This window comes from Nitrospirota bacterium (assembly GCA_004296885.1).
GTDB lineage: Bacteria > Nitrospirota > Nitrospiria > Nitrospirales > Nitrospiraceae > SYGV01.
Genome location: SCVN01000016.1, coordinates 259,936 through 271,975, shown reverse-complemented (window position 1 = coordinate 271,975; position 12,040 = coordinate 259,936). Strand labels below are relative to the sequence as shown.

The window sequence follows — 12,040 nt, the reverse complement described above, 5'->3', positions numbered from 1 at the left end:
TTTGTCAAGCCAACCCGCCCGCGTACGGCAAGGGGTGAGGCGTCAGGCGAGCTCACGTTTCACGCCCGACACACCGCACGATTCAACCCTCTCTGCCCCTTGCCTTGGCTGCGGACTGCATGGTAGCATGCGCCTGTTTTGCTGCGGAGTTGATCATCGCCATCATAACCAGCTGAGGGTGGGGCTGTAGCGCAGTTGGGAGCGCGCGTGAATGGCATTCACGAGGTCGCCGGTTCAATCCCGGCCAGCTCCACCAAACCAAGCTTGCTGAGCCGCCGCGTTCGATCACATCGCGGCGGATAGTTATTTTTCCATCGGTGGCTACAATTCTTCGCTTGCGCGTGCCGTCGCCTATTCAGGGTTTTTAGTAATTGAGGCGGCGGAGAAACACCTCAAGTGTTGTGGCAGTTGTAGATATCTTCGTGTGAACCGCGCGCTTAGTATCGTTGTATCGAGATTGATGCGCGCGGAGAAAAACCTTCAGCGTCTTTTGTGCAAGGATCATTCGTGACTCGCTATACTGCCTCCAATCAATTTTTTGTCCTCCTCCTCTGACTGACGTCCCCTTCTGTCCTGTTTCACGCGCTGATCACACACCCAACGGATTAGTATTGCCATGCTGCAAATCGAAGGCGTCAGTAAACAATTTTCCACCCGGGTGCTTCTGACCGACGCCTCCGCGCACCTGCGCCAGGGCTCGCGAGTCGGCTTGGTCGGTCCCAACGGGGCCGGCAAGACCACGCTCATGCGGATGATCCTCGGGGAGGATTCGCCGGACAAGGGCCGGATCCGCAAACGCCCGCACCTGCGCGTGGGCTACCTGGCGCAAGAGCTGGAAACCTTGACCGGCAAGACCGTGCTGGACGCGGCCCATCGGGGCCAGTACCCCGAGCATGAAGCCAAGCGCATCCTGTCCGGATTAGGCTTCGGCGAAGCGGATTTCAGCCGGCCGGTCGAAGCCCTCTCCGGCGGCTATCGCATGCGAGTCGCCCTCGCCCACCTGCTGCTGGCCAACCCGGACGTGCTGATGCTCGACGAGCCGACCAACCACCTGGACAAGCCGACGCAGCGCTGGTTCGAGCAGTTCCTGCTGAACTCCGGCATGACCCTGCTTGTCATCAGCCACGACACGGCCTTTCTGGATCGCATCGCCACGCACATCTGGGACTTGCGCGACCACGTCATTCAGGAATACCGGGGTAATTACACACGTTTTCTGGAGCAGCGGGCCGCGCGCGACGAGCAGTTGGAGGCGGCGGCCAACCGGCAGTCCAAGGAAATCGCCCGGGTCCAGAAGTTCGTGGACCGGTTCCGCTACCAGGCCAACAAGGCCAGCCAGGTCCAGTCCCGCATCAAGCAACTGGAAAAGGTCAAGCGCATCGAGCTGGGCCGGGACGCCAAGCGGGTCCGGTTCAAGTTCCCCCTGCCCCCCGCCAGCGGGCGGCACGTCTTCGACTTGCGCGGGGTGGCCAAGAGCTATGGCGCCACCGTCGTCTACGGCGCACTGGATTTTTCGGTGGAGCGAGGCCAGCGGGTGGCGCTGGTGGGGGAAAACGGGGCGGGGAAAAGCACGCTCCTCAAGATGCTGGCTGGAGTCCTGCCGCCCGACAAGGGCACCAGGACCGTGGGCCACGGCGCCACCGTCCATTACTTCGCGCAGCATCAGGCCGAGACCCTGAACCCGGAACACACGATCCTGGAATCCTTGAGCGAAGTCTCCACCCAGGCGGAGACGAACTTCCTGCGCGGCCTGGCCGGCGCCTTTCTGTTTTCCGGGCAGGACCAGAAAAAGCCGATCAAGTCCCTGAGCGGCGGGGAGCGGAATCGCGTGGCCCTCGCGCGGATGCTGGTGGAGCCGGCCAACACGCTGCTGCTGGACGAACCGACCAACCACCTCGACCCGGCCTCGGTGGACGTGCTGACCGACGCCATGACCGACTTTCCCGGTACGATCGTCTTCATCTCGCACGACCCCACCTTCCTCTCGCGCATCGCCACCCGCGTGGTGGAGATCGAAGAGGGCAAGGCGCGGGACTACTATGGAGACTACGAGTACTACTTGTGGAAACGGGCCCAGGAGCTGGAGTCCATCAAGGAATCCACGGCCGACCTCTCGCCGACGCAGAAACAGGCCAAGGCGAGTAACAAGGCCCTCCCCGCGCCGCCTCCCGTCGCGGAGAAGAGCAAGTCGGGCGAACGTCGTGAGCTGACCAAGAGTCAGGCCAGGCTGGAGAAGCAAGTGGCCAGGGCCGAGGCGGAAGTGGCTGAACTGGAAGTCCGCCTCAAGAGCCGGGAACAGGAGCTGGCCGACCCGGCGCTGTACAAGGAAATCGCCCGCTGGAACGACCTGCACCAGGAACAGGACCGGTGGAAAAAGGACCTGGAACGGCTCACCGCCAAATGGTCGAGCCTGTCTGACGAATTGGAAGACGTGAAGAAGAAGCTGGCGTCGGTCTAACGGTCACGCAGAAGACTGTTTCGGCTTGTCATAAAGAGCGGAACCGCTCAAGGCTGCCCAATATCTTCGTGCCACAGCTCAGGATGCGCCGTGATGAATTCCGCCAGCATCAGCCGGCAGGCGTCCGAGTTGAGGTCAAACACTTCGATACCCCGTTCCCGCAGCCAGTCTATCCCACCGGCAAAGGTGCGGGATTCTCCGACGACCACTGCGCCAATGCCGAACTGAACGACGAGGCCGCTGCAATACCAGCAGGGAGCCAGAGTCGTCACCATGATAGTGTCTTTGTAGCTCCGCTGACGCCCGGCCTTGCGAAAGGCGTCCGTCTCGGCGTGCACGGAGGGATCGTTCTCCTGGACTCGCCGATTGTGCCCACGCCCGAGCAGCGTCCCGTCGCGTCGAAACAGGGCGGCCCCGATGGGAATGCCGCCTTCCGAGAGGCCGCTCCGCGCCTCCTCAAGAGCAATCTCAAGCATCTGTTCAAAGTCAGATCTGTTTGTCATTACACTCACCATCAAGCGACCCACCTGTAAGCAGCGTTGGCCCTTGGGGTAACGCTAAGCTCTTGGCGGCATGACCGAAACCCGCCGAACGCTCGGGTTAGGGGCAGCGGCGCGTCAGCGACGACGTCCCCTGGAACCCGTTGTTAGGCACAACTGCCGCTGACGCTGTGCCTACATTGACGAAAACGTAGTACACGCCAGGTTCTACGTTTGGCGAATACCCATCTGCCACGGCATCATGGTTTACCATGATTATTCGGTAATCGGCCTTCTCTCCATTTTTTCGAAGTTTCTTTAACATTGACGATTTCTTACCTTGGAAGAATGACCGCGCAACGTTAAATGCCTCTCCTATGAGACTGGCGCTATCACTTTTCGCCCTAAGGTCGAAACCATTCGAATCTTCATTTCCGAACTCGACGTGGTATGACTTAAACGGAAAGACATCATTATCCAGAAGCCATTTGACGCCGTTATAAATGACTAGATCCGTCATTATTCGGTTCGCGGCCTCAAACAACGTTACATCTGGATATGGGCCGACGTTAACCTTCTCGCGCTTCAAAGATTCGAGCAGAGCCCGCCCTTTGATACCCTGAACAGATGCACCGACCTCTTCAACGGAAGCGACATACTCCCGGAGGAGGTCATCAATGTTTCCTTTGGTCAGGATGCGCTCTTTGTGCGGCATATGTTTGTTGTGCCTAACGCTCAGGCTTAGCCACGGTCTCGCCTCCGCTTTGCTCCGGCAAGCCCGTCGGCTGGAACCTGTTGTTAGAGCGCATATAGGTGCGGCACGTGAGACACCCAACGCTCAATAGTGGCACGATCAGCGAGGTGGCCCTTGATATGCACCGCGGCTGTACCCGCAAGCGATCCGTCCAGCGGTGATGATTCATAGGTGATTCCAAGCAATCCGTAGCTGGTGTCGTTGCTCCAATAAATGGGACCTCCGCTCATGCCGCTCAGATTTCGAATAGCCGGCGTTTCTTGCAGTTCGCTATAGAGTGTAAAGGACGGACCGAAGCCTGAATGGTTGTCTGCGGCAGCGTGAACGCAGGGCATGGCCAACTGATAACCGAGCGGTGTGGGACTTTGTGTTTTTAGTCGGTCTGGGAAGCCAACTGCGATTGCAAACGCAACTTCTGAAAGGGGGCGAATAGGGGCTGCCTCAATGTCGATTGCCAACTTCCCGACATACGCCGGGAATTCCGGACTGAGTTCCCGGATGGCGATGTCTGGTTCAGGCGTGACCCAGTCTCCGGGCGGAATCACAAAACGATCTTGAACCACATGGTGCCGTTTTAAGGCAATGAAAAACGTGTGCGAGAACTCGCTGCCTGACTTCTCTATTCGATCGCGCAAGGCAGCAACAACATGCTTGCAGGTAATGCCGTATGTGCGGCCATGGACTTTGATGAAAGTAAGGGTGGCGCTCGGATCGTCCGCCGTAGGCGTCATTTCGATGTGCTGCCTGATGATGAACATAGGGGCGCAGTGCTTACAGGCATTTGCGCCGAACTCATCACTTACTGTGTAGGCCATAGTACGCTCTAACGTTCTTGACAACCGCCAACCACTTGCGGCCAATCGGTTGCATTAAGGGGTTAGTCGTCATTTGCATCATGCTTCGACGATCGCTTTAGCGATAGAGCTTCTTGGCGGATGTCTTCGCGCGCCCAGCGTTCGAAATTCTCCACTTTTAAGCGTTCGAAGCCCGCGGGATTGCACTCACAATGGTAGTGATGGTGGCGCATTCTGGCTTCTTCCGCTTCTTTTTCTATTTCTGCCTTCGACTTTGGCCATTTGCCCGTAAGTCGCAGTGCCTTTTCTATGGCCTTGTAAAGGCTGTATAGCAATACCACCACGCCTAGCCAGTCACTCCACCACTCCAGAATCGCGACGCCCGCGGGAACAACCACGGCCCAAACGAATACGATCCACCATCCAAGCCGCAGGTGCTTTGCTTTCTGTTGGGCCTCTTCCCGAAGTTGCTGCTTGGTTTTAAAGGGAATCTGGGAGTAGATTTTGCGCAGGTAAGACGTGTCAAGCGCATCCCTGGGCAGTTCTTCGTTCGTAAGTAAGCGCCATTCATGAACGACCTTGTGTTTCTGCTCATCGATGTATCCGATTACGTGATTGCATCCTTGGTTCTTCTCCAGTCTTACGAGGTCTCCGCTGTCATCAAAGGCCGAGGCCATGATCGGAATGGGATAGCGCTCCAACCAAATCACCAACTCTGCTTCCATTGAAGCGGCAATCTCCTCCAGCCTTTTCGCCTTTTCGAGGATCACAAGCTGGAGAGTTGCAAACTGGTAGCCAGAAATCGGTGGGCGATATTCGACAAAGTACCAGCCCCTGTCCTCTTTCACAGGCTGGAAGAAGAGCCGCTCTTGATCTCCCTCTGGACTTGGCATCATGCCGACTAAACGCCCCGCCAGCCCGCGCGGGAACCGCGTCGGGGCAAGCAGCTGGTTATGCATACTCCGCTTCTTTGACTACTTCTAAAACGTGCACGCGCCCTTCGAAGATGGTTTCCTGCGTCTCGATGCTCTCGACGATACCCAACCAATATTGGCGCGCCATTTGGATTGCGGTATTCAACGACTCACTATCGCCGAGGAGATGAGTTTCGCTGGCAGTGTGGATTCGGCCTTGTACATGAAGACGTAACACTTGGAAATCTGCCGCCACTTCCATCCTCTTCAGCCAATACCGTACGCCCGCAAGTGAAGGTATTAACCAGATGCATCGCTGGCGTGACGGCAGATGAGGAAACTCCTTGCGCCTCACGTCCTCCCATATAAGCTCTCTGAGAAACGCAACGAGATGCTTGGCGAGATCATGCGCGATTCCCGGTAGGGCTGTGGAATTCACTTCGTCATTTGCCACTGCGCCGAGAAACCTAACGCCCGAAACGTTGATGGTTGAACCATCCCGTTGGGTCACCGGATAGGTTTTCTTGTGGTTCTCGAAGAATGCAAAATAGGGATTGGTGGTTCCACCGACGTCTAAGATGGAACCCGCTTGTAGAAACTGATACGGCGCCCATGCCGCACGGCGGTTAATGTGGTAATAGTCAACCGTAGTATCCGCTTGCGTCACGCGATGTCCTCTGATGCATAACCATTAACTGTGCTGCAAGCTATCCAGCATAGCCAGGGACCTACGCAGCCTACCGAAAGGTGAGTCTAGGAGGAAATCCGGCCATTATCAAGTTGTCGCACGCTACTGTTTCTTCGGCTTGTAGTAGTGCTTCCCCTTCAGTTGTTCCGGCAGGTGGCCCTGCTCCTTCTTGGCTGCCGGGTCCTCGTGGACGTATCGGTAGCCCTTCCCGTAGCCCAAATCCTTCATCAGCGACGTGACCGCGTTGCGCAGGTGCAGCGGCACGGGCAAATTCCCCCACTCCCTCGCATCCTGCACCGCTTCCAGCAAGCCTGCATAGGAGGCATTGTCCTTCGGCCTGGTGGCGAGGTACGTCGTCCCTTGCGCCAGATTGATCTGCGCTTCGGGCAGGCCGACGAACTCCACTGCGTGAAAGACGGCCGTAGCGATCAGTAGGGCCTGGGGATCGGCGTTGCCGACGTCTTCCGACGCAAAGATCACCATCCGCCTCGCGATGAACTTTGGGTCCTCCCCTCCTTCCAACATCCGCGCCAGCCAGTAGAGCGCCCCGTCCGGGTCTGAGTCCCTCATGCTTTTGATGTAGGCCGAGATCAGGTTGTAATGTTCTTCCCCGGCCCGATCGTACCGGAGCGCTTTCTTGAGCAGCGCCACATCCAGAACCGCTTCATCCACCAGCACACGGCCATCCGGTCCTGGCTTCGTCTGGGTCACCACGAATTCGAGCGCGGTCAGGGCGGCCCGCGCATCCCCGTTGCCGAATCCGACCAAGCGCCGGCGCGCTTCCTGGGACAGGGCCGCCTTGAATTGGCCCAGGCCCCGCTCTGGGTCGGCTAGGGCCCGATCCAGTATCTGCCCCATGGCCTCGTCGGAGAGGGATTGCAGCACCACGACCATGGAGCGTGACAATAACGGAGAGATCACTTCGAAGGAAGGGTTCTCCGTCGTGGCCCCCAACAGAATCACCGTTCCCTTCTCCACGTGGGGCAGAAAGGCATCCTGCTGGGCCTTGTTGAACCGGTGAATTTCGTCCACGAACAGGATCGTCCGCTGCTTGCGCCGCGTCCTTCGTTCTTCTGCCTCTTTGATGAGACGCCGCAGTTCGGGAATGCCGCCGGTGACCGCGGAGAAGAACACGAAGGCTGCCTTGGTGCGCCGTGCGATCAATCGGGCCAGGGTCGTCTTGCCTGAGCCGGGCGGCCCCCAGAGGATGACCGAGGTGAGGGAATCGGACTCGATGGCCCGGCGGAGGGGCCGGTCCTGGGCGATGATCTCTTCCTGCCCGACGAACTCGGCAAAGTCCCTCGGCCTCATCCGTTCGGCCAGGGGGGCCGAGGCGTCCACCTCGTCATCGTCCTGTGGGAAAAGAGCCGACTGATCGTCAGGCAGTTGCGTCATGCGAGGCACGTCCTATTCGGAGCTGTGTCGGACGGTCCATTGTAGCCGGAGAGTCGCTGAGGCCGCAAATAACCTTGTCGTGCTACAATCGCCGGCAAGTCAGCCGGCAAAAAGCGGGAGAGAGAAGATGAAAGCTCAGATCAACGGCATCACGCTCGCCTACAGCGACCAGGGCTCAGGCCTGCCGGTCGTCTTTCTGCACGCCTTTCCCTTCAACCGGACCATGTGGGACCCGCAACTGGCTTGCCTCTCGGACCGTTATCGCATCATCACCGTGGACTTGCGGGGCCATGGGGAATCGGACGCCCCCTTCTGGCGCTACAGCATGGATCTCTTTGCGGATGACGTGAAAGGGCTGCTGGATCATCTCGACATTCGGCAGGCGGTCCTGGTCGGGCTCTCGATGGGCGGATACCTGCTGTTTTCCTTCCACCGGAAGTATCGGGAGCGGATCAAGGGCCTGGTCTTCTGCGACACGAGGGCGGAAGCGGACACGCAGGAACTGGCGGCCTGGCGGTTTGCCCTGGCTCAGAAGATCTATAAGGAAGGGACGAAAGCCGTGGTGGCCGAGATGGGCCCCAAGCTGCTTTCGGTTGCCGCCTACCAGACCAAGCCCGATCTTGTCCGCCAGGTCGAGGCGATCAGCTTGAGCACGCAAATGAGCGGCGCCATCGGCGACCTGATGGCCATTGCGGAACGGCCTGACTCGAGTCCGGACCTGGCCCGGATTTCCTGCCCCACGCTGGTCCTCGTCGGCGACGGGGACCGGCTCACGACGCCGGAGGAGAATCGGCGGATCGCGGAACGGATCACAGGCGCCAAGTTCTCGATCATCCCCTCAGCCGGCCATATCAGCAACCTGGAGCAGCCGGAGGCCTTCAACAATGCGCTTCGATCATTTCTCGAAGCGCTAGGCTGAGGTTAAGGTTGAGAATGGCGCAAGCGGTCCAAACTTCTTCCTCAGAGAACGCTCAACCTTAGCCTCGACCTCAACCTTTCTACAATCAGTCCGGGTCGCCGGCGCCGCCGCGGCGGATGAGCTTGAGAAATTCCACGCGGGTCTGTTGCTGGGTGCGGAACGCGCCGAGCATGGAACTGGTCACGGCGATCGTATTCTGTTTTTCCACCCCCCGCATCATCATGCAGAGATGGCGGGCTTCCACCACCACGCCCACTCCGGCCGGCTTCAGTTTGTCTTGAATCGCCTCCGCGATCTGGACGGTGAGCCGCTCCTGCACCTGGAGCCGCCGGCTGAACATGTCCACGATCCGGGGAATCTTGCTGAGGCCGACGACTTTCTTCCTCGGCAGGTAGCCGACGTGGCAGCGGCCGAAAAATGGCAGCATGTGGTGTTCGCACATCGAGAAAAAGTCGATGTCCTTGACGATCACCATCTCGTCGTATTCGAGCGGGAAGAGGGCTTCGTTGAGGAGATGATCGAGGTTCTGCTTGTAGCCCTGGGTCATGAACCGAAGCGCCTTTTCCACCCGCTCCGGCGTCTTCTCCAGCCCGTGCCGTGAGGGGTCCTCCCCCAACAGCGTCAAGAGCCGCTTTACCACCTCCCGCAGTTCGGTTTCGTGCTCCCGGCCCTTCCCCGTCTGCGCTTGTTTTCCCGCTCGCGTCCGTGCCATGCGCTCCCTTTACCAGACCGGCGATCCACTGGCCACTGCATTCACCGCCGCCTCGCCGGAATATTCGAAATAGTTGTCCCGGGTCTCGATCAACCCGACTTTTCCCAGTTGCCCGGTCGGCAGCTTCGCCGCCAGCAAGTCCCACACGAACAGAACCAAATTCTCACCCGTCGTCGTCCGTTCCGCGAAAGCCGGGTCCCGGTTCAAGTCCCGATGATCGAACCGGGCCACCACGGTCTCCTGCACCAGCCGGTCCAACGCGTCGAGATCGGCCGCCCGGCCGGTCTGCGGGTCCACCGGGCCGCGGACCGTGACAAAGAGGGTGTAGTTGTGGCCGTGGCCGTTCGGATTGTTGCACTTGCCGAAGACCCGCCGGTTTTCCTCTTCGGAAAAGCGTTCCGAGTGCAGCCGGTGCTGGGCCGCAAACTGGTATCGGTGGGTGACGCTGGTCTGGTCCATCAAGAAGCTCTCCGCTTTCAGCCGTCAGCGTTCAGCCACAAAATAAGAGAAAGGGCTGGATCGCACATACAGAAGCGCAACTCCAGCCCCTTCTCTGACTTTGCTTCAGCTGAATGCCGATGGCTAACAGCTTCTTACGCGCTGAACGAGCTGCCGCAGCCGCAGGTGGTCTTGGCCTGCGGATTCTTGATCGCAAACCCCGAGCCCTGCACGCTGTCCACGTAATCCACTTCCGTCCCCTGGAGCAGCGGCGCGCTCTGCGAATCCATGATGACCTTCACGTCGCCCTTCTCGATCACCGTGTCGTCGTCGGCCATCTTGGACTCGAAGGCCATCCCATATTGGTAGCCGTGGCAGCCGCCACCCTTCACGTAAATGCGCAGGCCGACCACGTCCTTCTCCTCGGTCATCAACTCGCGAATCTTGGCTTCCGCCGTCGGTGTAATGGTAACCATGCTCTCCTCCTTATCGGTCTCAGGGTCTTCGCGACCCGGTTGCAATCCGTTTGTCCGCCCTACTTCCGACTTCCCCTGCCCCTGACTCAGGACGCCCGGCCGACCTGCTTGGCCTCCGCCGGCCCGGCGGCCGAGGGCGCTTCCCACTTCTTCTCCGGCACCCGCACGATCACGTTTCCCGTCACCCGCGCCTGGCAGCCCAGCCTGTGCCGGGGTTCGCTGAGCGCCTCGCGGTCCAGCAAGTCCTGCTCCTCGAAGTCGATCTCCGAGAGGTGCTCGCCCCCCGCCTGCACTTCCACGCGGCAGGTCGTGCAGGAGGCGTTGCCGCCGCAGTCATGGTTCAGCGGGAACCCGAGGGCCTCCGCCGCTTCCAGCAGCGTGAGGTTGGCCGGCACCTCGCCGCTCTTCCCGTCCGGATGGAGAAAGGTCACGTGCGGCATCGCGTCACACCCGACGGCGCCCTTACGAAGCAGCGCCCACCGCCGTCCGCGCGGGCTGGAACGGGCAGCGCTTCTGCGCAATATGCGCCTCGAACTCCGGCCGGAACAGACGCACCGCGCTCTGGACGAGCACGGCGGCTCCTGTCACCAGTGTACAGTATCCGGTCCCCTTGACGAAACCGCAGAGCTGCAAGAGGGTATCCATGTCCTTCTGCGTGCCCTCGCCCTCCTCGATCTTGGTCATGAGCGCCGCCAGGTTGAGCGTGCCCATCCGGCAGGGGGGACATTGCCCGCAGCTCTCGTTCTTGAAAAAGTTGGAGAACTTGAGAGTCTGCGCGACCATGCAGGTGGCGTCGTCCACCACGATCACGCCCGCCGACCCCAGCCCCGTCCCGGCTTTCTTGAGCGCATCGAAGTCCATCGGCAAGTCGAGTTGATCGGCGGTCACCATCGAGAAGGCCGGCCCGCCGGGAAACACGGCCTTGACCTTCCGCCCGCCCGGGACACCGCCGCCGAATTCTTCGATCAGCTTGCGCAACGGGGTGCCCAGCGGCATTTCGTAGACCCCCGGCTTGTTCACGGCCCCGCTGAGCGAAAAAAGCATGGTGCCGGGACACTTCTCGGTCCCGACTTGCGTGAACCAGTCCGCGCCCTTCCTGAGAATCCGCGGAATGTTGCAGAGCGTCTCCACGTTGTTGACCAGCGTGGGCTTGCCGTAGAGCCCGAAATCCGTCGGATAGAAGGGCGGCTTCTGCCGCGGCATAGCCGGGCGGCCTTGCATGGATTCCAGCATGGCCGTCTCTTCGCCGGCCACGTAGGAGCCGTGCCCTTCGAAGATTTCGATCTCCAAATCCCGCCCGCTGCCCAGGACGTTCTTGCCCAGCAGCCCCTTGGCCCTGGCCTGCTCGATCGCCTGCTTCAGATTCTTCCGCTCTTCCTCGTACTCGTGATTGGCATAGATGAACGCCGCCTTGGCCCGGACCGTATAGGCCGCGATCAGGCAGCCTTCCAGCAACTGATGCGGGTAATGCTTGAGCAGGTACCGATCCTTGAAGGTGCCCGGCTCGTGCTCGCCCGCATTGCAGACGAAATAGCGCTCCTTCACCCGATGATTCAGCACCTTGTCCCACTTGATCCCCGTGGGAAAGCCCGCGCCGCCCCGACCGCGCAGCCCGGACTTCTTGAGTTCTCCGACGATGTCGTCCGGTTGCATGGACGTGACACACTTCCGCCAGGCCTCATAGCCCCCGACCTTGATGTAGGCTTCAATATCGGTGGGAGAACCTTCCAGCTTTTCCAACAGTCTCGGTTCGGAAGCCGTCACCATCTACCCTCGCTTCATGCCATGAATCCGACCTCAATGGTCGGAAGGTTGTACTATAAGGCCCGCCACCCACGACGTCAAGCCGAAAGCAGCAGAAAAGCAGAAGAATAGGCCTGATTCTCAAGCATTTAGGACAGAGGACCTAGGGAAACGACAGGGCCAGGGGCTTTGGGCCTGTATCCGTGGACAGGGGCAGAGAGCCCGAGAGGATTAGGAAAACCAGGAAGCAAGCAGCCGGCGGGGGCGCGA

At 59.8% G+C, this 12,040-nt stretch carries 12 protein-coding genes, 1 tRNA gene and 1 pseudogene; 3 read left to right on the top strand and 11 right to left on the bottom strand.

Annotated elements, in window-relative coordinates; translation table 11 throughout:
- Positions 1 to 180 precede the first annotated feature (180 nt).
- Both EPO61_10355 and EPO61_10350 read left to right on the top strand, forming a co-directional pair.
- Positions 181 to 256 (top strand) — tRNA-Ala (locus EPO61_10355).
- A gap of 360 nt (positions 257 to 616) precedes the next feature.
- Positions 617 to 2,458 (top strand): ABC transporter ATP-binding protein, encoded by a 1,842-nt coding sequence (locus tag EPO61_10350; GenBank protein ID TAJ08488.1) that lies wholly within the window; start codon positions 617 to 619, stop codon positions 2,456 to 2,458.
- Between the two features lie 47 nt (positions 2,459 to 2,505).
- Here EPO61_10350 and EPO61_10345 read toward each other — a convergent pair whose 3' ends face one another.
- The 6 genes and pseudogenes from EPO61_10345 to EPO61_10320 all read right to left on the bottom strand — a co-directional run bounded on the left by EPO61_10345 (position 2,506) and on the right by EPO61_10320 (position 7,482).
- Positions 2,506 to 2,961 (bottom strand): nucleoside deaminase, encoded by a 456-nt coding sequence (locus EPO61_10345; protein TAJ08487.1) that lies wholly within the window; start codon positions 2,959 to 2,961, stop codon positions 2,506 to 2,508.
- 172 nt (positions 2,962 to 3,133) lie between these two features.
- Positions 3,134 to 3,652 (bottom strand): annotated as a pseudogene (locus EPO61_10340) (hypothetical protein).
- Positions 3,653 to 3,735: 83 nt separating this feature from the next.
- A complete protein-coding gene (locus tag EPO61_10335; GenBank protein ID TAJ08486.1) occupies positions 3,736 to 4,506 on the bottom strand; it encodes a hypothetical protein in 771 nt (256 codons plus the stop codon).
- Between the two features lie 62 nt (positions 4,507 to 4,568).
- Complete coding sequence (locus EPO61_10330) at positions 4,569 to 5,444, bottom strand: hypothetical protein (GenBank protein TAJ08485.1); 876 nt, start codon at positions 5,442 to 5,444, stop codon at positions 4,569 to 4,571.
- Positions 5,437 to 6,081, bottom strand: a complete 645-nt coding sequence (locus EPO61_10325) for a DUF2441 domain-containing protein (protein ID TAJ08484.1) — start codon at positions 6,079 to 6,081, stop codon at positions 5,437 to 5,439. The genes EPO61_10330 and EPO61_10325 overlap by 8 nt, the downstream gene beginning before the upstream one ends.
- 108 nt (positions 6,082 to 6,189) lie before the next feature.
- Positions 6,190 to 7,482: a replication-associated recombination protein A gene (locus EPO61_10320; GenBank protein ID TAJ08483.1), complete on the bottom strand. Its 1,293-nt coding sequence runs from the start codon at positions 7,480 to 7,482 to the stop codon at positions 6,190 to 6,192.
- On the opposite strand from EPO61_10320, the gene EPO61_10315 reads away from it, so the two are divergent.
- Entirely contained in the window at positions 7,481 to 8,401 is a 921-nt protein-coding gene (locus EPO61_10315) for an alpha/beta fold hydrolase (protein ID TAJ08482.1), read from the top strand. The genes EPO61_10320 and EPO61_10315 overlap by 2 nt on opposite strands.
- Positions 8,402 to 8,486: 85 nt before the next feature.
- Here the strand turns inward: EPO61_10315 and folE are convergent, their stop codons facing one another.
- From folE to nuoF, 5 genes are all read right to left on the bottom strand, one after another.
- Positions 8,487 to 9,113, bottom strand: a complete 627-nt coding sequence (gene folE, locus EPO61_10310; GenBank protein ID TAJ08481.1) for a GTP cyclohydrolase I FolE — start codon at positions 9,111 to 9,113, stop codon at positions 8,487 to 8,489.
- 9 nt (positions 9,114 to 9,122) lie between these two features.
- Complete coding sequence (locus tag EPO61_10305; protein ID TAJ08480.1) at positions 9,123 to 9,572, bottom strand: hypothetical protein; 450 nt, start codon at positions 9,570 to 9,572, stop codon at positions 9,123 to 9,125.
- A 134-nt stretch (positions 9,573 to 9,706) separates the two neighbouring features.
- Positions 9,707 to 10,027 (bottom strand): iron-sulfur cluster insertion protein ErpA, encoded by a 321-nt coding sequence (gene erpA / locus EPO61_10300; GenBank protein ID TAJ08479.1) that lies wholly within the window; start codon positions 10,025 to 10,027, stop codon positions 9,707 to 9,709.
- Positions 10,028 to 10,113: 86 nt separating this feature from the next.
- A complete protein-coding gene (locus EPO61_10295; GenBank protein TAJ08478.1) occupies positions 10,114 to 10,467 on the bottom strand; it encodes a (2Fe-2S)-binding protein in 354 nt (117 codons plus the stop codon).
- Between the two features lie 22 nt (positions 10,468 to 10,489).
- Positions 10,490 to 11,794, bottom strand: a complete 1,305-nt coding sequence (gene nuoF / locus EPO61_10290; protein TAJ08477.1) for an NADH-quinone oxidoreductase subunit NuoF — start codon at positions 11,792 to 11,794, stop codon at positions 10,490 to 10,492.
- Positions 11,795 to 12,040: the final 246 nt, after the last annotated feature.